Origin of the sequence: Pseudoalteromonas sp. DL2-H2.2, from assembly GCF_021532535.1 — a bacterium.
Taxonomy (GTDB): Bacteria; Pseudomonadota; Gammaproteobacteria; order Enterobacterales; family Alteromonadaceae; genus Pseudoalteromonas; species Pseudoalteromonas rubra_A.
Genome location: NZ_JAKGBD010000023.1, coordinates 1 through 24,389, shown reverse-complemented (window position 1 = coordinate 24,389; position 24,389 = coordinate 1). Strand labels below are relative to the sequence as shown.

Here is a 24,389-nt window from a genome sequence, read left to right as displayed (position 1 = left end):
CCGCCCGGTGTTATAGGTTTTGCTCGGCAAATGAAGCCAGACGACTTCTTACCACGCCGTTAAGGTTAATGGTGGCAGAGCCTTCAAAGTCCTTAAAGCGCTCCACAATATAGGTCAGCCCCGAGGTAACCGGGGTAAGGTAGTTACTGTCTATCTGTGCAAGATTGCCGGTACAGATAAGTTTGGTGCCTTCACCACAGCGGGTAATAATGGTTTTCAGTTGCGAGGCCGTAAGGTTTTGGCTTTCATCCAGGATCACCACCGCATTCTGAATGCTGCGCCCGCGCATAAAGTTGACCGACTTAAACTGAATGTTAGCCTTTTCCATGATGTAGTTACGACTCGAAATGGGGCTCTCGTCGTGCTTGTGGAGCACCTCCAGGGTATCTGTGATAGCGGCCAGCCACGGAGCCATTTTTTCTTCTTCCGTGCCGGGTAAAAAGCCGATGCTTTCCGCAATTTCCGGCGTATTACGCGTTACAATCACTTTGTCATACACGCCCTTTTCAATGATCATTTCCAGCGCACTGGCCAGTGCCAACAGCGTTTTACCGCAGCCCGCCGGACCGGTCAGGATCACCAGTTCAATGTTAGGGTCAAGCAGCGCATCGAGCGCCATGCCCTGATACACATTCTTAGGAGAAACGCCCCAGGCCTGCTGGTGCATCAATCGCTCTACACTGATGTCCTTGAGGGTGACGTGCTCCGCGTCGTAACCCGTCACACGAGCGGCAAAGTGCTCACCCTCGTCTATCAGGTATTCATTAACAAACACTTCAGGCATCAGTTTGGCGGGCACCTGGTGCAAGGTGTAACGCCCCTGCTGCTCGGTCTGGCATTCGCCTACATTGGCCCAAAAGTCGCCGCTAAATTTGTTGTATCCTGAGGTCAGCAGGTTAATGTCGTCGATCAACTGATCGGTACGATAATCTTCAACAAACTTGAGCCCGGCCCCTTTGGCCTTCAGGCGCATATTGATGTCTTTGGTGACCAGCACCACTTTTTTGTCTGAGTATTGCTTTTGTAACTGTATGGCGCAGTTAATAATGCGGTGGTCATTTTCGTTGCCAGGCAACCCGGAGATGCTATCGGGATACAAGTGGTCATTGATCACAATGAGCTTGCCACTGCTGGCGGGTTTATGGGTATCGCGCTGCACTTTAGGCAAGGCAACACCTTCGAGCATTTGCTCAGGTGATGCATCACGTAACACGTCGTCAAGACTGCGGATCGCCACCCTGGCATCGCTGCTGACATCGCGTTTTCTGTCTTTTATGTGGTCCAGTTCTTCCAGAACTGTCATGGGGATTACTACGTCGTGTTCCTGAAATGAAAAGAAAGCGAGGGGTTCGTGAAGGAGTACGTTGGTATCTAACACATACATTTTCCGGTCGAGGTCATCATTTCCCATAGTGCGTTCCTATTTAGTGAAAACTACTACTGAACAAAGACTTGGTCGCCACGCAAGCCTGTGTCCTTACCTTAAGTTTAGTCTATTTGTCACAAAAGTCGTTTTTATGACAGTTAAGATAAGCACCCCAGATGACGGTTTGAGTTAAATACGTCAATTTTGAGCAACTGAGCTATGCTTATTTTTTGCTGTGAAGACGTGAACACGCTTGCCCGGAATGGCGCTAAACAGGACCATACATCTCCCCTGCTGAAACAATCGCGCAGGTCAATAGCTTAAAGTGAAAAAAATCACACTTTAAGCATGTTTCTCGTCCCCTCACAACCTTGAACAAGGCGGTGCTTCTCGGTACCATGGCCGCCTTTTTTCCGCGAGACGAGACAAGCATGAATTTTTCCTTAGGTCAGCGCTGGATCAGTGATACTGAATCAGATTTAGGATTGGGCACCATAGTGGCACTGGAAGGTCGCCAGATGACTATATTGTTTCCCGCCAGCGGTGAAAACCGCGTATATTCTGTGCAGGAAGCCCCGGTTACCCGCGTGATTTTTAATCCCGGTGATGTGATCCGCTGTGTTGACGAATGGGAAATGCGTGTTGAAAAAGTTGAAGAACAAGGCGACCTGCTATGCTACCACGGCGAACGCCTGGACACACAAGAGCCAGTCGCGCTAAAAGAGACCTTTCTGGATCACTTCATTAAGTTTAATAAGCCACAGGATCGCTTATTTGCAGGCCAGGTTGACCGTTTCGACCGCTACACCCTGCGCTATCAAACCTGGCAGCACCAGTTCAGCCGCCAGCAGTCTCATTTAAAAGGGTTAATAGGTCAGCGCGCCAGCCTGATCCCACACCAGCTCTATATTGCCGACGAAGTGGGTAAACGTTTCGCGCCACGGGTGTTACTGTCGGACGAAGTGGGCTTAGGTAAAACCATCGAAGCGGGCATGATCTTACATCAACAGATCCTCACTGGCCGTGCCAGCCGGGTACTGATTGTGGTGCCAGAGAGCCTGCAACACCAGTGGCTGGTTGAAATGCTGCGCCGCTTTAACCTGCACTTTTCTATTTTTGATGAAGACCGTTGCGACGAAGCTTTCGCGGATTCACCCAACGTGTTTGAAACCGAGCAACTGGTATTGGTCAGCCTGGAGTTTATCACCAAGAAACGCCGCTGGTTTGAGCAGGCTACACTGGCCGACTGGGATCTGTTGGTTGTGGATGAAGCCCACCACCTGACGGTAGAAAAAGACAAACCCAGCACAGAATATCAGCGTATTGCTGAGCTGAGTCAGGACATTGCCGGCCTTATCCTGCTTACCGCCACACCGGATCAGCTTGGCCACCGCAGCCACTTTGCGCGTCTGCAATTGCTGGACCCGGACCGATTCTACGATTACGACGCCTTTGTAGAGGAAGAAAGTCACTACAAAGAAGTGGCCGATGCTGCCAATAAATTGCTTCAGGATGGCAAACTTGACGACAAAGCCAAGGCAACCCTGAGTGAGCTGTTAAAAGAAACCGACATCAGCGACCTGCTGAGTCAGGTTGAACAAGGCGAAGAGACTGCTAAGCAGACGCTGCTAAACAACCTGTTAGACAGACACGGCACGGGCCGTATTTTGTTCCGTAACAGCCGCAGTGGCATCGACGGCTACCCAAGCCGTAAATTACACGCCTGCCCGGTAGAAATGCCAAAGCAGTACAAAACCGCCATTTCTGTGATGGGTAATATTGGCGGTATTCAGAGCGCTGAAAAAAGTGCCCTGCGCGCCCTGTTCCCGGAAAAAATCTTCCAGGAGTTTGAAGGCGAAAGCGCCAGCTGGACGCAGTTTGACCCGCGCGTTGCCTGGCTGATCGACAAACTCAAAGAGCTGAAACAGCAAAAAGTGTTGCTGATCTGTGCCGAAGCACAAACCGCCATCAGTCTGGAGCAAACCCTGCGCGAGCGCGAAGGCATTAAGTCGGCGGTGTTCCACGAGGGAATGTCAATCATAGAGCGTGACCGTGCGGCGGCTTACTTTGCCGACGAATATGACTCTGCCCAGGTGCTGTTATGTTCAGAGATTGGCTCGGAAGGTCGTAACTTCCAGTTTGCCCATCACCTGGTGCTGTTTGACTTGCCACTCAACCCGGATCTGCTGGAGCAACGTATTGGCCGCCTTGACCGCATTGGTCAGCAACAGGATGTGAACATTCACGTGCCTTACTTCGAAAATACCGCACAGGAAGTGTTACTGCGCTGGTACGACGAAGCGCTGGATGCCTTCGAAACCACCAGCACCACAGGACAGCTGCTGTACAAAGAGTTCTCTGACGACTTGCTGGAACTGGTAGCTGCGCACAACTGTGACGAAGAAGCGCTCGATCCGCTACTTGAACAGGTTGCCAAGCAAAACACGGTACTACGCGCCAAGATGGAGCAAGGCCGTGACCGCCTGCTGGAACTGCACTCAAGTGGTATGGGCAAAGCGGACAGTATCGTTGAAGAAATCGAAACGCTGGACGACGACGTAGTGCTGCCAACTTACATGATCAATGTATTCGATATCTTTGGTGTCAATCAGGAAGACAAAGGTGAAAATACCATCATCCTGAAACCCACAGAGCATATGCTGAACCCGTCGTTCCCCTGTCTGAAAGACGATGGCATTACCGTGACCTTTGACCGTGGCACCTCGCTGTCACAGGAAGACGCGCAGTTTATCAGCTGGGACCACCCTATGGTTGAAGGCGTAATGGACATGATCTGTGACGACGATTTTGGTTGTGCATCCGTTGCTTTGTTGAAAAACAACAAGCTGCCGGTGGGTACTTTCTTTGTTGAGCTGATCTTTGTGGCCGAAACTTCAGCGCCTAAATCACTGCAAATTGGTCGCTTCCTGCCACCAACGCCTATCCGAGTGCTGATGGACAAAAGCGGTAACGACCTGGCACAGAACGTGGCTTTTGATGCCTTTAACAACCAGCTTTCTGCGGTTGGCAGACAAACCGCCAGTAAGCTGGCCAATGCCCTGCAATCAGGTATTCACCCGCTGATCAGCAAAGCCGAAGAGCAGGCCAAAGCACAGATGGCTGAGCTGCAACAGGCGGCACAGGCACAAATGGAAACCCGCCTGGGTGATGAACAGGCCCGCCTGCAGGCACTGAAAGCCGTTAACCCGAATATCCGCGACGAAGAAATTCAGGTATTCGACAAACAGCGCAGCGCACTGAGCGAGCACATCAGCAAGGCGCAGGTTAAACTGGACGCCATTCGCCTGATTGTAGTAGCACACTAAGGCACAGCCTTTAAAAACCATCCGGGGCACGGCTTTGTGCGTGCCCTACCCTCTCCTCCATCAGTCAAATAATACGCCTCAAGCCACAGCTCGAAATGGTGAGCGATGGTCTTTGATGTTTTTGGTACAAACCAGTAACATTACCCGTTAATATGCCACTAAGAATACTAAAAAAAGCAACGATGATTTTAAACAGACTCCCCGTGCTCGTTATGCTCTCACTTGCAGGCCCTGTTGCTGCATCTGAGCACAATACCGCAGGCATAAACGCCCCGGTTGTTATGACGGCAGCTACGCCTAATGCCCACACAGACAATAACCTTCGGATGACCGCTAAAATCAAGGTGCCGGGTAATGCCAGTGCGGGACCCGGATATTACCCGTTTAATTCAGCGTGGGAGCTGGCACGAAACCCCAGCAGCCGGCAAAGATTTGACGACTGGATAAAAGACAATGAGACGGTTACGTATTATGGCACTCAAATCACGTCTATCATGGATAGTATGTTTGGCGCATTGAATCCATTCATCGATTTGGCAGGCATGGAATTGCGGTTTGAATTTGCAGACGGCTCTCATATTTTGATGAAAGCCCCAACGCTTGCCAGTGCCAGACTGAGATTCAGTTATGTGCCCGGCAGCGCGTCAGACGCAGACGGCAACCCAATTGCTGATGCAGGCACGACTTTACAGGGCATTTATGCGTTTTCTTCGCACGCCAGGCAGCAACAGTTTCTGGAAAAAGCGGCTGAGTATCATTCAGATTTCAGGGTGAAACACCTGGATGACACGGCGCAGCATCTGCGTATTGAAATAACGCCTATCAATTAAACCCATTATAAGAATGAAGACCCGACTATGTTAGACATGCTCAGAAACGGCGAGTTATCGCTCGCCCCATTTGTGTTCGCAGTTCAGGCTATCTTGTTTGTTATCGTGAATTTAACCATTGCACATAAATACCACTACAGTAAGAAAGTGGCGCTGGGAGCCTCACTGATCCCGTTCGTGAATTTTTATGTCACCCTGGTTTATATTGCGATTGTTATTCTGAACTCTCGCAAGGCGCTACCCAAAGAGCATAAAGATAGCTAAGTAATACGCTATTATGCTCACGCTGAGTAATTCAGACATAAATGCAGGAGGTTATAAATCGCTATGTCATGCCATTGCGCTTCGACAAACGCCTGTAAAATCACTTCTTTCGTAATAAAGTACACTGACAGTAATGTGCAGAAATTTACTCATTATATGGTACACCTGCAAATAATGAGTAAAAGGAACCTCATTAGTCACTGCAATTCAATTTAATGCGTATCTATCTACTCATTCACATATGAGCGGATACTCAGTGTGATTAAGCAATGTAACCAAGGTCATGAGTGTTGCAGGTTTTACCAAATTAGCGCTTCAAGATGAGATGGAGAAAGGGCATTTCTGAATCACCGCACTGCGCTCAGAAACATAAAGCAGGCCAGTAAACTGACCTACGATCAACAACATTGTCTAGCAAGAAACTAAAAATATCACCTTATCAGGTTACCCTCTCGGGCGCCTGTTCAGGTCATACAATAGCAATTAAGCGCACTGCCAGGTTTGCGGGCACTGCATGGTTTTCAGACACATAAGCGTGTCCAGGTTAGTACCACCAGCAACCTGTGGAGTTTGCTGTGGGTTAAGTTTAGCAGAAGTGGTGTTAAGGTTTTTTACCGTCTTTTTGCTTAGTTTAAGTAACATCTTAATTTCCTTTGGTTAGTTACGTAATTCGCGATAACAATATCAGGTTTTTATAGTCGCAAAAAGCCGAAATTGATGAAATATTTATTTAAATCAAACCGAGATTAATAAATAATCATTCATTAAAAAACATTTATAAAAATAGCTCATACTTTGATCACTCCATTTTCCAAAGTGCATTATTAGCCAATTGGGAATATTTATACCCACATCAGCTTTAACCTTTATTTAACCCAAAACACGTTAGCTTAACCTCTGAGCCGGCCCGTCCGTACTAAAGCAACTGTAGTGAAAGGAAGATCAACATGAGAAAGGTTAAAACGAGTGCCATTGCACTTTTAGTGGGCAGCGCGTTTAACGCACACGCGCTGCCCATTCCCGATGACTTAGATCAGGCGCTCACTGAGCTTATTGCTCAGCATGGCCTGACAGGCAAGCCCGATAACGGCTTTGACTTACCCGGCGTCGATGACCCCGAAGTCAAACTGGGTAAGCTGCTGTTTTTTAGCAAAGCGCTCAGTGGCGATAAGCAAGTCGCCTGCGCCAGCTGTCACCACCCCTACCTGGGCGGCGGTGATGGCCTCTCCCTGCCCGTGGGCACACTCGCGCAAGACCCGGATGTACTCGGGCCGGGCCGTAAAACCACCACAGGGCAATTTTATGTGCCACGCAACTCGCCCAGTCTTTTCAATGCCTGGGTACATAAACGCAGTTTGTTTCGTGATGCCCGGGTGGAGTTTCTGGACTGGCTGAACCCCGAGCAGGGAATAAGCACGCCGGATGTGCCACATGGTGAAGCCGACCCCAATGCAGGTGACTCCTTGTTAGCGGCGCAAGCGCGCTTTCCGGTCGTTACCCCCTCAGAAATGCAGGGCTTTGAGTTTATGAAAGGCGCGCCCAATGAAGCTGTCAGGGCCCACCTGGCAGCGCGTATCGGCAACTATGGCAGCGCCCAGGACGAGCTGTTTCGCAACCAGTGGCGGGATTATTTTGCCGCGGTCTATGGCGATAAAAGCGCCGAAGAAATCGTTACTTTCGATAATATCACCCGCGCACTGGCAGCTTACCAGCAATCGATGAACTTTACTGACAACCCCTGGAACCGCTACGTTCAGGGTGATAAAAACGCGCTGAGTGAATCCGAAAAACGCGGGGCCTACCTGTATCTGTATATGCCTCCTCCGCCATCAGATGGTGGCAGCGAGCCAGACTTTTTGCCCACCCAATGCATTGGCTGTCACAACACCGACAGCTTTAGTCAGACCAAAGGCACCAACCACCACCGCCTGGCGTTTCCACAAATTGGGCCTGGCACTGGTGAGCCCGGCGATGAAAGCAATGACCGTGGCCGTATGCTGCGCAACCAGAACCTGGATGATATCTACAGCTTTCGCTCCACGACCTTGCTGAACGTCGAGGTCACCGGTCCATACGGACATGCGGGCAGCTACGATACGCTGGAGGAAGTGGTCGAGCATTACGATGATTACCATGCGGTATTAGATAACTACATAGACAATCAGGGCTGGTGCAGACAACCCCAATTCAAAGACATAGAAAACTGTGTCGACTTGTTCCCCGACACCCGACAGCACACCGATGCCGCCGCGAAAATCATTGATGATGAAATTGCCGACGGTGCCCCGGTACTGCGCAAGCTGGAGCTGAGCACTCAGGAAAAAGCGGATCTGGTCAACTTTATGAAGGCCCTGACCGATCCATGTGTAAAGCAAGCAGAGTGCCTCACGGCCTGGCTGCCGCAACCACAGGAAGGCGATCCGGATGGCCTGCAACTGTTTGCCAAAAACTATCAGGGTGTGCCCTTATATCTGCCCGCAGACTGCCGTCAGGGCGATACGGCGGTAACTGGCAGCCGCTTGTTGCTGGCGCAGGGTGAGTGTATTTCGGGCAAAGCCCATTATTTTTATGTGGATGTCGCACAGGATAACACCACCTTGTACTTCAGCAGCCGTGGTGGCGCAGGACGCCCTCGCCTGTTTTACAACGCCGACCAATGGGCCGACCCGGCCAATGCTCAGGCAATATCGCGTGGCACAGGCACCGAGCAGGTGCTGAAAGTAACCGTCAATCGTGGCCACCACTTTGTCTCTGTACTGGCTCCGCAGGGCTATGAAGGACTGACCATTGCAGCGGGTATCGACAGCGCCCTGCGTGAGCCGGGTGAGCAACCCCGCGATATCGTCAATGCCTGCGAGCAGGGCCTGCCCAGTGGCTACGCTGAGCTTATGCCTGGCCGCGCCCAATGTGCAGCGCCTGGTGATAGTTACTTTTTTATCAAAGTGACTGAGCCGGGTAGCACGCTGGAAGTTCGTACCCGACACGGCGCTGGCAATAGCGACCTGTTTGTTAGCACGTTCTGGCCCAGCACCAGCATGTATACCTTTGCCTCACGCTCAGCAGATAACACCGAGTTTCTGCGCATCGACGGCGCAGCCCCCGGCTGGTATTACTTTTTGCTCTCAGGTGATGGCCAGAATGAGGGCGTGAGTATTCAGGCCGACCTCATTCGTCCTGACCACCCAAAAGATCATAAACAGAACCGCAAGCTAAACTAGCGTCCTCGCTCTGTTTTGCCCAGTTGATATCTAATATCAACCCCCAAAGCCGTAGTCCTACCTGCGGCTTTTTCTTCTTCATAGTTTAATCAAAGACTTGCAGCGCATACAAATCTCTTTAACCCGCCTTTAACCGCACACTCTTTAGACTGACGGTTACTTTTTACCCGCATCAAAAATCGGCGGGCAAACCTAAGTGCTTATTCAGAGAATTCATCATGACGTTACTCAACAACCGTTTACTCATTACCCAGCTGGCTTTTTGTGGCCTGTGTGCTGCCATTGTTTTTGCAATCCCCTCGCTGGGTGGTGCCGAAGCGCAGGCCCAGCCTCAGCCTGGCTCTGAGCAACGCCAACAAACGAGCGCAGCCCTGAGCCTGCCTCAGGTCACGGTCACGACCGTGCAGGCAGCCAGTTACACTCGGGTCATTACCGCGCATGGCACAGTCAAGGCCACTCACGCATTGACGCTCAGTAGCGAAGTGGGCGGCCGGGTGACTCAGCTACACCCAGACTTTAAGCAAGGCGCACGCCTGCCGACGGGAACCGTACTGGCACGTATAGACGACACCCAGTTGCAACAGGCGCTGGCCAGTGCCGAAGTATCACTGGCACAAGCCAAACTGGATGCGGAGGAAGAAAAGCTACAGAGCTCACCAAACAAGGCGCAATGGCGCCAGCTGGCCAGCACCGACAGTAATGGGATCTTGTCTTCTTTACGTGCACCGCAGCAAGACGTTGTGGCCACGCAGCTAAGTTTAGCGAAAGCGCAGCTGCAAAGTGCCCGGTACAACCTGGCTGCCAGCCAGTTTACCCTGCCCTTTGATGCCACCATAGTCACGCGCTCGGTGCAGCCTGGCAGTTATGTGCAACCGGGCAGCCCCATTGCCACACTTTACAGCACAGCGCAGGCCGAAGTGTCCGTCGAACTCAGCGCCGAGCAATGGCAGCACCTGCCCACTCAGGCGATGCCCGAGGGCGGCTGGTCGGTTACTCTCAACGATGCCACAAGCGCTACCGCAGATACACAATGGCATGGCCAAGTGACGCGTCTGAGCCAGCACATTGACCCTCAGTCGCGCCAGCGTCTGGCCATTGTCAGCGTAGACAACCCCCTAGATCAGGCTCAGCCGTTGTACTTTGGCAGCTATGTGGAGGTGCACATTGAGGGCGCGGAGCAAAACGACCTGTGGCGCATTCCCGCGTCAGCCTTGTCGCAGCAAAATCATGTCTGGTATGTCGATGAAGAAAATCGTCTGGCGCACTTTACCCCGCAGCTCCAGTTTCGCCAGCACGGCGCCGTTTATATCAAGGCGCGTAAAGGCATGCACCAGGCTAACATTGTGCTACGCCCGCTCAGTGCCTACCTCGACGGCATGAAGGTCACCCCAGTAACAGAGGAGCACGCCCATGACTGAACGTTTTTTAATCATTGCCTGGTTTGCCAAAAACCCGGTTGCGGCCAACCTGCTTATGCTGGCAGTGATCCTGCTGGGGCTAAGCAGCGCCGGTAGTCTGCGCAAAGAAGGCTTTCCGCAACAAGACCCGGACACAATACAGATCAGCGTAGCCTACCCAAGCGGCAGCGCCGCTCAGGCTGAGCAGGGCATTGCAATCGCCATAGAAAACGCGCTGGAATCCGTCAAAGGGATCAAACGCGTTACCACCACAGCCAGCGCCAGCAGTGTGCAGGTACTGGTAGAAAAAACCTCGCAACATGACCTGGATACCTTACAAAGAGACATTAAAAACCAGGTTGATGCCATCTACAACCTGCCAGAAGATGCCGAAAAACCCGTGATCACCACGGCCCAGCGGGAGCAGGAAGTGATCCGGGTGCAGCTGTTTGGCGAGTTGTCGACTCAGACACTGCAAACCCTGGGCAGCCAGCTTGCCGACGACTTACTGGCTCAGCCCAATATCGCCACGCTCAACCAAAACGATCACCGCGATCCGCTGGTGGCCATTGAAATCGACGAGGCACGCCTGCAAGCCTATCAGCTCAGTTTCAGCGACGTGGCCGAGGCCATTAATCAGTACTCCGGCACGGCACTGACCACCAGCCTGCGTAACCCGGATAAGGTACTGCGCCTCAAAGCTGCCGAGCAGGCGCTTTATGCCAGCGACTTTGCCTCGATTGTGGTCGCGACTACAGCTGCGGGCAAAAGCATTCGACTCAGTGACGTTGCCACATTACAAGACACCTTTGCCGATGACAGCTTTCATCTGGCCCGCTTTAACGGTCATCCCACCTACGGCATTACCATAGTGATGGACGAATATGGCGATATGAGTAAAAGCGTGGCGCAGGCCAAAGCCGTGGTGGCCAAGTGGCAAAGCAAGCTGCCTGAAGGCGCTTCGCTTATCACCTGGTACGACAATTCTAAGCTGATCACCGAGCGCCTGAGCCTGCTGAGCCTGAACGCGCTGAGCGGGATTGCCCTGGTGTTTATGGTTCTGGCACTATTTTTAAACCTGAAGGTGGCTTTCTGGGTTGCTGCGGGCCTGCCTTTTGTGTTCTTTGGCAGCCTGTATTTTATGACTGAGCCCTACACGGGCATGACCCTCAACGAAATGACCACCTTTGGCTTTATTATGGCGCTGGGCATAGTCGTGGACGATGCCGTGGTGGTGGGTGAAAGCATTTACACCACCCGAAAACGCTTTGGCGACACCCTCAGTAACACCATCAAAGGCACCCACCTGGTCGCAGTCCCTACCCTGTTTGGCGTATTAACGACCGTTGCAGCCTTTGCGGCACTAGCCAATATCTCGGGCGGGCTGGGCGTTCTGTATGCGCAGTTTGGCACTGTGGTCACCTTATGTTTATTGCTGTCTGTGGTGGAATCTAAACTGATCTTACCGGCGCATCTGGCGCACGTTCGCACCCGACAAAAAACCCAGCAACAACCAAACCGCATCGCGATGCTGTGGCATCGCGTGCAACAAAAGGCAGACGGTCTACTGACCGGCTTTAATCAACGCCTGTACAAGCCGGCACTGGAGCACGTGATGCATTTTCGCTACGCCGCACTGATGGGCTTTGTTGCACTGTTTTTTCTGGCCATCAGCCTGATCACCCAGGGCATGGTCAGAGTGGGCTTTTTCCCCGGACTGCCAGCCGATACCATCACCGCCACCATGACATTATACAACGACGCCAGTTTTGGCCAGACTGCCCGCAACCTGGATCAGCTGGAAGCCCAGCTATATCAGGCCGAGCAGCAATTACTGGACGAGCAAAACATCAGCCACATCGCCAGCGTGTCGGTCAGCGCCACCGGCGATCAGAGCGGCACACTCAATGTGGAGCTGGCCGGCACCCAGCCCTACACCCTGAGCGAACTGGCGAAGCGCTGGCGCGCCATCGCAGGCACCCCGGAGGCCAGTAAAACCTTGCACATTCAGGCGCAACTGGCGCGCGTGTCCAACTTTAAGTTGGAGCTAAAAAGTACCAGCGACGAAACGTTAGAGGCCGCCGAAGCGACCCTGCAACAGGCGCTGCGCGATATCAGTGGCGTACACAGCATCGACAGCTCGCTGGCACCGGGCGAAGCGACGATGCGCTTTGAAGTCACCGAAGAAGGCGAAATGCGCGGTTTTACCACTCAGCTACTGGCACGCCAGCTGTTGCAAGCCTTTGGCGGAGAAGTGGTACAACGTTATATGCGCAACAAAGATGAAGTGAAAGTAAGGGTTCGCTACCCGCTGGATGAGCGCAGCGAACAAGGGGATGTGCTTGCAGCCCGGGTGCGTGCCCCGGACGGACGAACCGTGCCGCTGGGCAACGTTGCTAAAGTGATCTACACCAGCGAAGTACAGTCCATTACCCGTATCAACGGCGTCAGAGCGGTCACTGTGTCCGCTGCGGTGAATAAAACCCAGCTGACCCCCACTGAATTAGTGGCCCAACTCGAACAAAGCGTGGTCCCAGAGCTACGTGCGCAGTACCCTACACTGACGCTGCACTTTGCCGGAGAAGCCGAGCACCAAAAAGAAGCCACCGACTCAATGAGCTCGGCTTACCTGCTGGCGCTGCTGGCCATCTATGCATTGCTGGCTATCCCACTGAAATCCTACTGGCAGCCCCTGATCATCATGTCGGTGATCCCGTTTGGCTTTGTGGGCGCGATTTTAGGACACTGGGGCTTAGGTTTAACGCTCAGTATTCTATCCTTAAATGGCATACTGGCGCTCAGTGGCGTGGTGATCAACGACAGCCTGCTGCTGGTCAGCCAGTTTAATCGCTATCGCAATGAGGGGAAAACCATGCAAAATGCGCTACTTGAAGCCTGCACGGGTCGCCTGCGCGCAATACTGCTGACGTCACTGACCACCTTTGCCGGACTGTATCCTATTTTGGGTGAAACCTCGCAGCAGGCGCAGTTTCTGATCCCCGCTGCGGCATCGCTGGGCTATGGCATCTTGTTTGCCACTGCCATCACCTTGTTTTTAATTCCTGTTTTACTGCTGATCAGCCACGATATTGCCAACCTGATGAGCCGATCCAGCCCCATTCGTACGGAGCATGTCCCCCATGATCAACGTCATTTTAGTTGAGGATGACCTGGCACTGGCCGGTAACATCATTGATTACTTTGAGCTGGAAAACATCATCTGCGACCACGCAGCCAACGGGGTCGCCGCGCTCAACCTGATCCGCGACAACCACTATCAGGTGATCATTCTGGATTTAAACCTGCCACGGATGGATGGCCTGCAGACTTGTCAGGCACTGCGCGACGAAGGCGACGATACCTCAGTGATCATGCTCACCGCGCGAGATCAGCTCGAAGACAAACTGGCCGGTTTTGCCACCGGCTGCGACGATTACCTAGTCAAACCCTTTGCCATGATGGAGCTGGTGGTCAGGGTAAAAATCCTGGCCAAACGCAAAAGCGGCGAAATAAAACGGCTGGAGCTGGCCGGGCTGTGCCTGGATATAGATGGCCGTGACGCCACGTATCAAGGCAGCCGACTTAAGCTCAGCCCCACCGGCATGGTAATACTTGAAACCCTGCTGCGTGCCCACCCTAACCTGGTTACCAGGCAAGTGCTGTTACAGGCTATCTGGGGCGATGAACAACCCGACAGCAACGCGCTTAAAGTGCATATTCACCACCTGCGCAAAGCGCTGGCGGCATGCACAACCCATATCACCCTCGACGCCATTCCCAGACAGGGCTTTAAGCTGCATTGCCATGAGGAGAAAGTTTAATGGCCCCCATACATATGAGCTTGCGCCGCTATATCCTTGCCGCCCTGCTGGTGCTGGCCACTTTGGTGATCAGTCTGTTGTCAGTGCTCTGGACCAACAGTTTTTTTACCGGGCTCGATGACATGATGAAAGGCACTATGCTGAATATGGCTCAGGCCCATCATCCGCAGCCCGGTTATCCGATCCAGGCGCACAACTTTGTGGTGGCCAGTCAGTGGCAGGATTTACCCGAGCCCATCCGTGCGGCGTTTACCCGCCAGGAAATAGAGACCAACACATTACACAAGCTGGTTACCCGGGATAATATGCTGACAAGGCCCAGCGAAGCCCGCTTTGTAATGTTTTTTGAAACGCCCAATGGCCAGTCCGGCTTTGTGGCTCATCATTTTACCGCCCCAAAAACACCGCCCAAATCCTGGTTTCAGGGGCCTGAAATGTTGGGAATACTCTTTGCGCTGGGCACGCTCGCATTGTTTGCTGCGATCCTGGTGATGCTAATGCGCACCGTGACCCGGCCCGTCGCAGAGCTGCACGCATGGGCGGCCGAGCTGGATCATCACTCGCTCGACGAACCACCACCGGTATTCAGATATCGCGAGCTGACCACACTGGCGGAACTTATCCAGCAAAGCCTGCAACAGGTCAAACATAGCCTCGACAGAGAGCAGGAGTTTGTTAGCTACGCCAGCCACGAACTGCGCACGCCCATCGCCGTGATCCGCAGCAGCGTAGAGCTGTTGCACCGTCTGGACGACCCCCGCAACGACAAAGGCCAAAAAGCACTAATGCGCATAGACCACGCCAGCCAGGCCATGGTCGCACTCACCGAAACCCTATTGTGGCTAAGCCGCAAGGGGCAACCACTGCGGGATTTAAAACCGGTTAAACTGGCCGAGCTAATAGACGCACTGATGCAGGACCTGGCCTACCTTAAACAGGGCAAGCAGGTTGATGTCGCGATGCATACCGACGACTATCACTGCGAGCTGTCCCACTCTGGCGCCACCATTGTGATTGGCAACCTGTTGAGAAATGCCATTCAGCACACCCATCATGGCGCGATTTCAGTGACCCAGACGCAACATATCCTGGAGATTGAAAACCGCGAGTATGATCATAGCACTGAGGATAATGCGCAAAACACGCACGCACCGGACGAGTTAAATAATGCCTCTGGTTACGGCCTGGGCCTGGACCTGGCGCGCAGGCTGTGCGACGAGCTCGGCTGGCAGCTGAATATCACCCATGATGCGCAGCGTTTTTGTGTAACTTTAATTTTGTCGCAGCGCTACTGAGGCTGTTGCAAGCAAGGTGCGCGACCTTGTTTGCAGCCATACTCTCTATCGACAAAGGGCTTTAGCCCTGTTTCAGCTTTTCGCGGCGCAACTTTAACAGCCATGACGACTTATTCTTCTGCGCATCATAGAACACAGACATGGTAAAAAAGAACATCAAAAGCAAAATAATGTGTGCAGCAAGGCTTACCCCAAACACAATCATACTGCCGATGTAGGTGGCAAAGGCAAAGCTCCACATACAGGCTAATACAGTCATAATGTGGAAGCGGCTCACTGGATCTGGAATGTGCCGAAGCGGGTTTCTGGTGGAGTCAAAGATATAGGTGTAACCGTCATATACTTTGAGTGCGAACTGTTTCATAGCTACCTCTGGGTCAGAAAATAGTTCATTTTTTACTACGAGTGCGGTTGCAGTTTGGATCTTAAAATCACAGCTGGCTGAGCGCACAAATACTCGCATTTGTAGGCATTTTGACCTGGCTATGTGCCTGACTCGAGTACATAGACCGTTACAATCTCGGTTTTGCTCCACTGGCTTTTTCATAATATGCTAATCACTGCAACAACATGACGCCGCCTCAGCACATGAATATGAATAGCCGACTGTTGGGAAACTTAATTATAAAGGACTAATTTAAATGTATAAATCCAGATATTCGGAGCTCGACTGGCTCAGAGTTTTGCTGATTTTTGCTGTATTTCTGCACCATGTGTTTATGCCGTTTAACGGAGATGGCTGGCACATAATGAACTCTGAATCGAGTAAGGTGCTTGATGATATTATGGTGTATTTTGAGCAAGTCAGGCTCCACACCCTCTTTTTCATCGCGGGTGCCGGGTCGGTGTTACTGCTCCACAAAGTATCGGCAAGCGCATTCCTTACTACCAAAGTGCATCGGTTGTTTATTCCGCTTATCTTCGCGATGATGATTGTGGTACCGCCACAGAATTACTTTGAAAACATTCAGGAATATCAAAATTTAGCTCAGGCATATAGCAGCCTGATGTTTGCCTTTAATGCAAACCATCTCTGGTTTGTGGAGTTTCTATTTATCTTTATGCTGCTGGCTGTGCCTATTAATGTGATGCTTGGCACGTCATCAGGGCACGCTTTACTTCAGGTGATGCAGCGCATCGCGGTGCGAAAACACGGCTTGCTGTTACTGGGATTGGTGGTCATAGGGATACGATTGTGCCTCAAAAGCGTTATGCGCTCTCAAGATACAAGCTTATTCAATCTGTCTGTTTCGCTGTTCTTCTTACTGTTTTTTGTGGCGGGTATGTGTTTTATGAAAAACCCTAAAATCTGGCAAGCGCTGGCAGACAACCGCGCCACCAATTTTAAGTGGTTGATAGCCAGCTCTATCGCATTTTACGCCTGGTATTACAAACCTGACATTAGCGACTATGTATCGCTGGATATGCGCTGGCAACTATGGTGGCTTATCAGTGCACTCGTGTCCTGGACCGGCTTACTCACCTTAGTCGGTTATGCCAGTGCATGGTGCAAACAAACCCCCAAATGGCTGCACGTGACCAATGAACTGATTTATCCGTTTTATATTGTGCATCAGACCGTGATTGTTGCGCTTGCCTTTTACATTGTGCAGTGGGATGCCGGCATTGCGACTAAATCACTCAGCCTGCTATGCTCGTCGCTGCTCATTTGCGTTGTTATTTGTCTCTTTGTTATCAGGCCGTTTAACCTGACGCGCTACCTGTTTGGCTTAAAGACCGCCAAACCAAAACCTTTGCAAAGCGTCGCAGTGTCTGAAGAGCGATGACCACAACCGGCACATAGGTACACCCGGACTGATTGTTATGACACACATAATTTGGGCTATCACCCCTTTTATTCTGATAGCCCCGCTTGCTTTCAAATATCTCCAGTGCTTTACAGATGCCGCACTACCCTTTACATCTCGCCTAGTTTTGTGGCACAAAAAGTAGGCTTAGCTACGATCAATCCGCTACGCCCTCGTTATCGCCGTCAATTCGTGACGGATCTTTTTTATCCCTGCAAACACACAACCTATTGAATATAAAAAAAAAAGAAAAAAGCACGGTTAAAAAAACAAGTATCTCTACACAAAGATACTTGACGACACCATAAATAACCAATACCTTTACATCAAGATTCTTTGCATAAGCTTAACTTTGTAGAATGATGTACAGGCAGATCCAAGTGATTGATAAAACCCGGCTAAAGCCCGGACGCTTAACATTGAAGAACAAAGCGCTTTTGCACAAACCAAAGCTTACGCCACTAGCCTGCGCCAGGTGGCAATTTAACGCGCCTGACTTTTATCACTAAGGAGAGAAACCATGCCCGCAATAAATTTAAGTAACAAACAACTGATTTTTTGGATGATGATTGCAATGATAGCCCCCATAATCTGGGGAAGTACTTACATTGTGACCACTGAACTGTTACCGGCCGACAAGCCGCTTATCGCGTCGGTTTTACGGGCTCTGCCTGCAGGTATTTTGCTGGTTCTACTGGGCCGCAAGCTGCCACAAGGCGTGTGGTGGATGCGTTCAATTGTACTTGGCCTGCTTAATATTGGTGGCTTCTTTTACTGCCTGTTTGTTGCCGCGTACCTGCTGCCAGGAGGGGTTGCTGCACTGATCATGTCGTGCCAGCCCATCATAGTGATGTTACTTGGCGCATTGCTGTTAAAGAACAAACTAAAGGCCCGACAGTTTGTCGCCTGCCTGATAGGTGCGCTGGGTGTGTCCTTGTTGGTACTAGAGCCAAATATGTCGCTCCCCACAGCCGGTGTACAGGCTGGACTGGCAGGGGCAATTTCTATGGCAACCGGCATTGTGCTCACTAAAAAATGGGGTAAACCGGCAGATGTGTCTGTGTACACCTTCACCGGCTGGCAGCTGGTGGTCGGCGGCTTGTTTTTACTGCCCATTGCGCTTGTCCAGGAGGGCTTTCCCAGCGCATTAACGCTCAACAATCTGATCGGTTACACCTATCTGAGCCTGATTGGCGCGCTGGTCGCTTATGTAGTGTGGTTTAACGCAATTGAAAAACTGCCTGTGGTCACTGTGTCTTTTATCTCATTTGCAAGCCCTTTATCGGCCACGTTACTGGGCTACCTGGTACTCGGGGAAGTATTGACCTTAAGTCAAATACTGGGGACCTGTGTCATCGTGCTGGCCATCACCATTTCACAACAACAGCTGTTTAACCGGGCACTTGCAAGCCCGGCAACTAATAAAGCGCTATCCAAAGCGTAACTCAGAATTCAAACTCATTAAGGACATAACGATGAATACTCTATTTGACGCAACTGAATACGGCAGCATTAAAGCCAGCAACCGTTTTGTAATGGCTCCGATGAGCCGCAACCGCGCCACTGAACTTGGTCTGGCCACCCCTTTGATGGCCACGTATTACAGCCAGCGGGCCACGGCCGGATTGATTATTACTGAAGGCATACAACCGAACCAGGTTGGCCAGGGCTACATGAACTCACCCGGCCTGCACACCTATGAACAGGCGCAAAGCTGGTTACCAGTCACAACCAAAGTGCACGAAAAAGGCGGCAAAATTGTTGCCCAGCTTATGCACTGCGGCCGCATTGGCCACCCCAGCTTGTATCCAAGTGCACACCAGTCCGTTGCGCCATCCGCCGTCACCGCAAATGGCCAGACATTTACTCCTGAGGGCATGCAAGATTTTGCGCCGCCAAGAGCACTAACATATGAAGAGATCCAGGCCACTATTGCTGATTTTGCGCAGGCCGCTAAATTTGCCATTCTCGGCGGATTTGATGGCGTAGAGATCCACGCTGGTAACGGCTTTTTGCCGCATCAGTTTTTAGCCAGCAACACCAACCTGCGCGACGACGAATATGGCGGCAGCATAGAAAACCGCATCCGCTTTACGCTGGAAGTGATTGCAGCGGTTACTGATGCCATCGGCGCAGACAAGGTGGGCCTTAGGCTCTCACCGCATAACCAGTTCAATGACATTAACGAAACCGATACTCAGCCGCTATATCAGGCGCTGATTAAAGCATTACCGACAAACCTGGCATACCTGCACATTATGGAAGCGGCCTGCCGTGACACCAGTATAATGGTCCGTGATCTGTGGCAAGGCCCTCTGATCCTTAACCCGCATCAGTCATGGGAAGACGGCCCGACAACACCAGCCATTGCCACTCAGGTTTTACAGCAAGATCTGTGCGATGGCGTAGGAATTGGCGCCCTGTTTGTTGCCAACCCCGACCTGGTAGAAAGAGCCAGAGTGGGCGCCGACTATAACGAAGTGGATGACAGCAAGTTTTATGGTGGCGGAGCCGAAGGCTATACCGACTACCCGACACTGGAAGAGGCAGCAATGACCGCCTGAGTCTGATTAACGGTCTGACTCTCCTTTACCGACCGCAAGGGTGATTTATCACCCTTTTTGTTTTGCTCTTAAAAACAAGAACCTGATTTCAGATAATAAGTGCGACATAATCGCCGAATAAAGGGGGTTTGGTGTTTTGGGTTTTCTGGGGCCTTTGTTACAAGCCAATATACGCAAATACTTCGTCTTGTTTTTCAAAATTCATAATTAACTGACCGTATTCTGCTTATATCTTGTTTTCAATTTCATGTTGTAGTTTTTCAAGCTCATCGAGGACTTTCATAAATTTAGTCCCGAAGTCAGTTACTTTGTACTCTACCCTCGGTGGCACCTCGCTGTAAGAAACTCGCTCCAGGATCCCAAACTCCGTATTTTTACGCAGGCACTGGTTCAGAACTTTCGTGGTTAAACCTTCAATGCTGCGGACCATTTCACCAGGGCGATTGATCCCATCTGCCAAGAGCTGATAAACCGTAAGAGACCATTTACAGCCATAAATAGTCTCCACTATCTTTGCACTTTCAGTCGGTGCAGTTTTTCTCAAATATTTTTTTTCTCTATCTTTCATAAAGATGTACCAAAAAGTACCTACCTTACCAATTTGTACTTACTTTTTAACGCGACAGTGGTTCGATAAATTATCTCCGTACCTTAACATATATCGGAGAAAATCCATGACAACTTCAAATATTGCATTAATCATCGGCGGTTCAAGTGGAATGGGTTTGGCAACAGCAAAACAACTCATCGCTCAAGGAACCAGTGTTATTATCTTAGGCAACAACGTTGACAAGCTGGAGTCGGCCAAGTCTCAGTTAACCGCAATAGCGAGCAATGACATTATTATTGAGACATTACAAGCCAATCTCTATGAGCAACAAGATGTTGATAGAGTCATTCAAGCGATAAACGCGGATCAAAGACATATCCAGTACCTTGTTAATTCGGCAGGTTACTTCAATCCAAAGCCTTATTTAGAGCACGGATTTGAGGATTATGATGCTTATGCTGCACTGAATCGGGCTACCTTTTTTATAAGCCAAGCCGTATCCCAGAATATGCGTAACAACGGCGGAGGTTCCATTGTTCATATTGGTTCAATGTGGGCTAAGCAGGCTATCAAAGCAACCCCTTCGTCTGCTTATTCCATGGCAAAAGCAGGATTACACGCGCTAACGCAGCATATGGCAATGGAACTGGCCGACCATAATATTAGGGTAAATGCAGTGTCACCAGCGGTAGTGAAAACCCCAATTTACGAAACTTTTATCGATCCGGCAGAAGTGGACGATGCCCTTGCAGGATTTGACAGTTTCCATCCCATTGGTCGTATTGGCACACCAGATGACATTGCCAACACTATTATGTTTCTATTGAACGAGAGTGCAAGCTGGATAACAGGCGCGATTTGGGACGTTGACGGCGGTGTTATGGCTGGCAGAAATTAGGCAACCATCTTTACTGGAGGTCAATATGACTACTTTAATCAATGCTGATTTCAAGCAACGTATCGTAATTCGACCCGCCGACTATAAGTGGGTTGATTCTCCGATGCCTGGCGTTGAGCGCATGATGCTTGATCGCATTGGAGATGAAGTCGCACGAGCGACCTCTATCGTGCGTTATGCCCCATACTCTACGTTTTCGTCACACACTCATAGTGGTGGCGAAGAATTCTTAGTCCTTGATGGGGTGTTTTCGGACGAGCATCAAAACTACGCAAAGGGGAGCTATGTGCGCAATCCAATTGGTACGTCTCACACACCCAATATAGGTAAAGAAGGCGCAACTATATTGGTAAAGCTACATCAATTTGCTCAGGACGACACAGAACAAAAAGTGATAGACACTCAGAACCCCCCTTGGCACCAAGGGCTTGTTGATGGGCTCACGGTAATGCCGTTGCATGAGTTTAAAGGTGAGAAGGTCGCCTTAGTAAAGTGGTCACCTAACACTCAATTTCAATTGCATACCCACTGGGGAGGAGAGGAAATCTTTGTTTTGGAAGGCACATTTTATGATGAGCATGGCCAATACCCCAAAGGCACCTGGCTTCGTAGCCCCCACATGAGCCAGCATATGCCTTTTACGAAAGAGGATGGCGCATTGATTTATGTGAAGGTGGGTCATTTGTAAGTTTAACGCTTGCCGTAAACGGCATAAAATAGCAGGCTAAAATTAGCGACGAAGGAGCACAGCCTGCTGTTTTGTGTCCTTTGTTTAACGGCCTTGTTAGCAGCCTCTACCACCAACCCAATTTTCTATTTTCGAAATTTCAGACGCACTGAAAATCTTATTAGGTAGTATGATAAATGCTTCCTCACTCGCTCCATACAGGAGTATATAGTTTTTACTTTTTCTAAAGTTATTAATTTTTCCCCAACTTATAAGCTGATTAGATCCACCTTGATATATACCAGAATCTGAAAATTCAAACACCTTTTCACCAAAACGTTCTGGGTTTTCTTTAAATGATGCATTCACAGTGAGTTTATGAACGAACAAAATAACTAAATACATTAAAGCCGGAAACATTAAAGCAATTAACCAATTAGGAAAGATGTAATCTAAGTTGAACCAATAAAGCACTGCCCCAATAAATAGACCACAGCAGGCCATTACACCATAGATTGTCCAGCTTACATTATTCGCATGAAACAATTCACGATATGCTAAGTAATAACTTGATTTTGTAATATTAAAATTCTTACGCATATTCATTTGGCTGCTAACGCCGCAATATACGGCAAATTTTATTGGGTTGATTTTTGCCGGCGAAGCGGGATTGCAAAAAGCGACACAGTAAAATTTGTCCGCATATAATTGCCTTGTTAGGCATAGACCGCCTCGTACTCTTTTTCAGATAGCTCAATGAGCTGCCAATTAAACCTTGTTGTAACCATTGTGAGTGACATACTGCCGTAAAGATGCACGTTCCAAACAGGATCTTTATCGTTTAATCCCTCCATTCTATGTTGAACAGCAGGCGTTACTTTACTTTTGATTGTTTCCTTAACGCTTGCTTCTAAAACCATAAACAGATCATTATTTGATGAGTCGTCATCGAACTCTGCATCCATGTACACCACTTGGCCACACTCAAATACTACTTTCCAGAATTTATCGTTTACTGTGCCTTGTACCAATATATCCAGAGTAACTTTCGGATAAGCACTTAAGTCGATACTCATATCAGCATTGTCTAAAAGAGATTCACAGACTTCTTGTAGTTCCATACTCTAGATGCCTAACAGTGTATTAGCGTGAATACCGGTTAGATCCAGTTCCTAAAACCGTAAAAATCCACAGCTAAATTATTTTATTCATATTAAGAACAATAACCTACCACTATTTTACTAGTTGCTCAAGCCAAAACAGCGCTGTTAAAACCGAGCCGTGATCATAGCGAGACTTGGGGGTCTCGTTATGTAAAGCTACTAACCTTTTGAATCTAATAAACTAAAAATGATGACTGGCTTAAACGAGACCTTCAAGCACGAAGAAAACGAGAAATTTGACTTGATAAATAGCCGCATTCACTTATACCTGTATAAATAAACAGAACCCGAGCGGTGAGCGCTGCAACGTAACATCAAAACACCAAATTGAAGACACCCACTCCAAAACTTGTCTGTCATACAACCCTCGCCTATGCTTTTCATTAGCTCCAAGGATAAGGACGAAGCAAATGCCAGCGGCACGGAAAAGCCAGGTCAGCTTAGTTGACACAAAATACTATCATTGCATCTCTCGCTGTGTAAGGCGTGCCTTTTTATGCGGTGAAGACCCGCTAACAGGCCAATCTTATGAACATCGTCGTGAATGGGTTGAAGAAAAACTACTTCTGCTAGCAAGCATTTTCTGCATTGATATTTGCGCTTACGCTGTGATGAGCAACCATACTCACCTTGTTTTGTATGTGGACGATAAAAAAGCCAATCGATTGCATGACAAAGCTATCGTCATACGCTGGCATAAACTGTTTAAGGGAAATTGGCTGACGCACAAGTTCGTTGAAAATAACAAACTTACTCCGTCCGAGCGTATGATGCTCGACGATATTCTCAACAAATATCGCGAACGGCTGGCGAGCATTAGCTGGTTTATGCGCGTACTGAATGAAGACATTGCTCGTCGTGCGAATAAAGAAGATGGCTGTACAGGCCGCTTCTGGGAAGGTCGATTTAAGTCTCAGGCATTGCTCGATGAAGCAGCCCTGGCAGCCTGCATGGCCTACGTTGACCTCAACCCTGTCCGGGCCAAAATGGCCGCCACACCAGAAACCTCTGAATTCACCAGCATCAAAAAACGCATTGAACACGTACAGCACGGCAAACAACCAAAGAGCCTTATGCGATTTGCCGGGAACCCCAGGCAAAACATGCCCAAAGGATTACCCTTTGAGCTTGAATACTATATTGAACTGGTTGAGCTAACAGGCCGGTGTATTCGTGCAGACAAGCGAGGCCATATCTGCGATGCCCAGCCTACCCTCGCCAG

At 50.0% G+C, this 24,389-nt stretch carries 20 protein-coding genes; 14 read left to right on the top strand and 6 right to left on the bottom strand.

The features are described from left to right. Positions 1-10 precede the first annotated feature (10 nt). On the bottom strand, positions 11-1,411 hold the full coding sequence (locus tag L1285_RS22760) for a PhoH family protein (protein ID WP_046005540.1): 1,401 nt from the start codon (positions 1,409-1,411) through the stop codon (positions 11-13). A gap of 386 nt (positions 1,412-1,797) precedes the next feature. On the opposite strand from L1285_RS22760, the gene rapA reads away from it, so the two are divergent. From rapA to L1285_RS22745, 3 genes are all read left to right on the top strand, one after another. Then, the gene (gene rapA / locus L1285_RS22755) at positions 1,798-4,692 is read left to right on the top strand and encodes an RNA polymerase-associated protein RapA (protein ID WP_235414453.1); all 2,895 of its coding nucleotides are present in this window, start codon (positions 1,798-1,800) and stop codon (positions 4,690-4,692) included. Positions 4,693-4,904: 212 nt separating this feature from the next. Then, entirely contained in the window at positions 4,905-5,522 is a 618-nt protein-coding gene (locus L1285_RS22750) for a hypothetical protein (RefSeq protein ID WP_235414452.1), read from the top strand. 27 nt (positions 5,523-5,549) lie between these two features. Next, positions 5,550-5,786: a hypothetical protein gene (locus L1285_RS22745; protein WP_235414451.1), complete on the top strand. Its 237-nt coding sequence runs from the start codon at positions 5,550-5,552 to the stop codon at positions 5,784-5,786. 483 nt (positions 5,787-6,269) lie between these two features. On the opposite strand, the gene L1285_RS22740 is transcribed toward L1285_RS22745, so the two are convergent. Further along, positions 6,270-6,428, bottom strand: coding sequence for a hypothetical protein (locus tag L1285_RS22740; protein WP_235414450.1), 159 nt, complete (start codon positions 6,426-6,428; stop codon positions 6,270-6,272). Positions 6,429-6,733: 305 nt separating this feature from the next. Here L1285_RS22740 and L1285_RS22735 point away from each other — a divergent pair, with 305 nt between their 5' ends. From L1285_RS22735 to L1285_RS22715, 5 genes are all read left to right on the top strand, one after another. Then, positions 6,734-9,004 (top strand): cytochrome c peroxidase, encoded by a 2,271-nt coding sequence (locus L1285_RS22735; protein ID WP_235414449.1) that lies wholly within the window; start codon positions 6,734-6,736, stop codon positions 9,002-9,004. Positions 9,005-9,222: 218 nt separating this feature from the next. Then, positions 9,223-10,422 carry an efflux RND transporter periplasmic adaptor subunit gene (locus L1285_RS22730; RefSeq protein WP_235414448.1) on the top strand — a complete coding sequence of 400 codons (1,200 nt, stop codon included), beginning with the start codon at positions 9,223-9,225 and terminating at the stop codon, positions 10,420-10,422. Then, on the top strand, positions 10,415-13,564 hold the full coding sequence (locus L1285_RS22725; protein WP_235414447.1) for an efflux RND transporter permease subunit: 3,150 nt from the start codon (positions 10,415-10,417) through the stop codon (positions 13,562-13,564). The genes L1285_RS22730 and L1285_RS22725 overlap by 8 nt, the downstream gene beginning before the upstream one ends. Then, positions 13,542-14,222, top strand: a complete 681-nt coding sequence (locus tag L1285_RS22720; protein WP_235414446.1) for a response regulator transcription factor — start codon at positions 13,542-13,544, stop codon at positions 14,220-14,222. The genes L1285_RS22725 and L1285_RS22720 overlap by 23 nt, the downstream gene beginning before the upstream one ends. Then, entirely contained in the window at positions 14,222-15,517 is a 1,296-nt protein-coding gene (locus L1285_RS22715; protein WP_235414445.1) for a sensor histidine kinase, read from the top strand. The genes L1285_RS22720 and L1285_RS22715 overlap by 1 nt, the downstream gene beginning before the upstream one ends. Positions 15,518-15,578: 61 nt before the next feature. On the opposite strand, the gene L1285_RS22710 is transcribed toward L1285_RS22715, so the two are convergent. Beyond that, positions 15,579-15,881 carry a hypothetical protein gene (locus tag L1285_RS22710; protein ID WP_046007224.1) on the bottom strand — a complete coding sequence of 101 codons (303 nt, stop codon included), beginning with the start codon at positions 15,879-15,881 and terminating at the stop codon, positions 15,579-15,581. 277 nt (positions 15,882-16,158) lie between these two features. On the opposite strand from L1285_RS22710, the gene L1285_RS22705 reads away from it, so the two are divergent. The 3 genes from L1285_RS22705 to L1285_RS22695 all read left to right on the top strand — a co-directional run bounded on the left by L1285_RS22705 (position 16,159) and on the right by L1285_RS22695 (position 19,889). Next, a complete protein-coding gene (locus tag L1285_RS22705; protein WP_235414444.1) occupies positions 16,159-17,304 on the top strand; it encodes an acyltransferase family protein in 1,146 nt (381 codons plus the stop codon). A 541-nt stretch (positions 17,305-17,845) separates the two neighbouring features. Continuing rightward, positions 17,846-18,769 carry an EamA family transporter gene (locus L1285_RS22700; protein WP_235414443.1) on the top strand — a complete coding sequence of 308 codons (924 nt, stop codon included), beginning with the start codon at positions 17,846-17,848 and terminating at the stop codon, positions 18,767-18,769. Between the two features lie 31 nt (positions 18,770-18,800). Then, positions 18,801-19,889 carry an alkene reductase gene (locus L1285_RS22695; protein WP_235414442.1) on the top strand — a complete coding sequence of 363 codons (1,089 nt, stop codon included), beginning with the start codon at positions 18,801-18,803 and terminating at the stop codon, positions 19,887-19,889. A 226-nt stretch (positions 19,890-20,115) separates the two neighbouring features. Here the strand turns inward: L1285_RS22695 and L1285_RS22690 are convergent, their stop codons facing one another. Continuing rightward, the gene (locus tag L1285_RS22690) at positions 20,116-20,457 is read right to left on the bottom strand and encodes a winged helix-turn-helix transcriptional regulator (protein ID WP_235414441.1); all 342 of its coding nucleotides are present in this window, start codon (positions 20,455-20,457) and stop codon (positions 20,116-20,118) included. 106 nt (positions 20,458-20,563) lie between these two features. Here L1285_RS22690 and L1285_RS22685 point away from each other — a divergent pair, with 106 nt between their 5' ends. Beyond that, on the top strand, positions 20,564-21,337 hold the full coding sequence (locus tag L1285_RS22685; RefSeq protein WP_235414440.1) for an SDR family NAD(P)-dependent oxidoreductase: 774 nt from the start codon (positions 20,564-20,566) through the stop codon (positions 21,335-21,337). Positions 21,338-21,362: 25 nt separating this feature from the next. Next, on the top strand, positions 21,363-22,025 hold the full coding sequence (locus L1285_RS22680; protein ID WP_235414439.1) for a cupin domain-containing protein: 663 nt from the start codon (positions 21,363-21,365) through the stop codon (positions 22,023-22,025). 96 nt (positions 22,026-22,121) lie between these two features. Here the strand turns inward: L1285_RS22680 and L1285_RS22675 are convergent, their stop codons facing one another. After that, complete coding sequence (locus L1285_RS22675; protein WP_235414438.1) at positions 22,122-22,610, bottom strand: YcxB family protein; 489 nt, start codon at positions 22,608-22,610, stop codon at positions 22,122-22,124. A gap of 110 nt (positions 22,611-22,720) precedes the next feature. Further along, positions 22,721-23,125: a hypothetical protein gene (locus tag L1285_RS22670; RefSeq protein WP_235414437.1), complete on the bottom strand. Its 405-nt coding sequence runs from the start codon at positions 23,123-23,125 to the stop codon at positions 22,721-22,723. A 452-nt stretch (positions 23,126-23,577) separates the two neighbouring features. On the opposite strand from L1285_RS22670, the gene L1285_RS22665 reads away from it, so the two are divergent. Then, the coding region (locus L1285_RS22665) for a transposase (RefSeq protein WP_235414436.1) at positions 23,578-24,389 on the top strand (812 nt) is incomplete at its 3' end.

Bases quoted from the DNA above. Each gene is read 5' to 3' on its own strand.
- L1285_RS22700 (WP_235414443.1), top strand. From the start codon at position 17,846: ATGCCCGCAATAAATTTAAGTAACAAACAACTGATTTTTTGGATGATG.
- L1285_RS22690 (WP_235414441.1), bottom strand. From the start codon at position 20,457: ATGAAAGATAGAGAAAAAAAATATTTGAGAAAAACTGCACCGACTGAA.
- L1285_RS22710 (WP_046007224.1), bottom strand. From the start codon at position 15,881: ATGAAACAGTTCGCACTCAAAGTATATGACGGTTACACCTATATCTTT.
- L1285_RS22685 (WP_235414440.1), top strand. From the start codon at position 20,564: ATGACAACTTCAAATATTGCATTAATCATCGGCGGTTCAAGTGGAATG.
- L1285_RS22735 (WP_235414449.1), top strand. From the start codon at position 6,734: ATGAGAAAGGTTAAAACGAGTGCCATTGCACTTTTAGTGGGCAGCGCG.
- L1285_RS22675 (WP_235414438.1), bottom strand. From the start codon at position 22,610: ATGAATATGCGTAAGAATTTTAATATTACAAAATCAAGTTATTACTTA.
- L1285_RS22695 (WP_235414442.1), top strand. From the start codon at position 18,801: ATGAATACTCTATTTGACGCAACTGAATACGGCAGCATTAAAGCCAGC.
- L1285_RS22670 (WP_235414437.1), bottom strand. From the start codon at position 23,125: ATGGAACTACAAGAAGTCTGTGAATCTCTTTTAGACAATGCTGATATG.
- L1285_RS22750 (WP_235414452.1), top strand. From the start codon at position 4,905: ATGCTCTCACTTGCAGGCCCTGTTGCTGCATCTGAGCACAATACCGCA.
- L1285_RS22705 (WP_235414444.1), top strand. From the start codon at position 16,159: ATGTATAAATCCAGATATTCGGAGCTCGACTGGCTCAGAGTTTTGCTG.
- rapA (WP_235414453.1), top strand. From the start codon at position 1,798: ATGAATTTTTCCTTAGGTCAGCGCTGGATCAGTGATACTGAATCAGAT.
- L1285_RS22715 (WP_235414445.1), top strand. From the start codon at position 14,222: ATGGCCCCCATACATATGAGCTTGCGCCGCTATATCCTTGCCGCCCTG.
- L1285_RS22740 (WP_235414450.1), bottom strand. From the start codon at position 6,428: ATGTTACTTAAACTAAGCAAAAAGACGGTAAAAAACCTTAACACCACT.
- L1285_RS22745 (WP_235414451.1), top strand. From the start codon at position 5,550: ATGTTAGACATGCTCAGAAACGGCGAGTTATCGCTCGCCCCATTTGTG.
- L1285_RS22730 (WP_235414448.1), top strand. From the start codon at position 9,223: ATGACGTTACTCAACAACCGTTTACTCATTACCCAGCTGGCTTTTTGT.
- L1285_RS22680 (WP_235414439.1), top strand. From the start codon at position 21,363: ATGACTACTTTAATCAATGCTGATTTCAAGCAACGTATCGTAATTCGA.
- L1285_RS22760 (WP_046005540.1), bottom strand. From the start codon at position 1,411: ATGGGAAATGATGACCTCGACCGGAAAATGTATGTGTTAGATACCAAC.
- L1285_RS22720 (WP_235414446.1), top strand. From the start codon at position 13,542: ATGATCAACGTCATTTTAGTTGAGGATGACCTGGCACTGGCCGGTAAC.
- L1285_RS22725 (WP_235414447.1), top strand. From the start codon at position 10,415: ATGACTGAACGTTTTTTAATCATTGCCTGGTTTGCCAAAAACCCGGTT.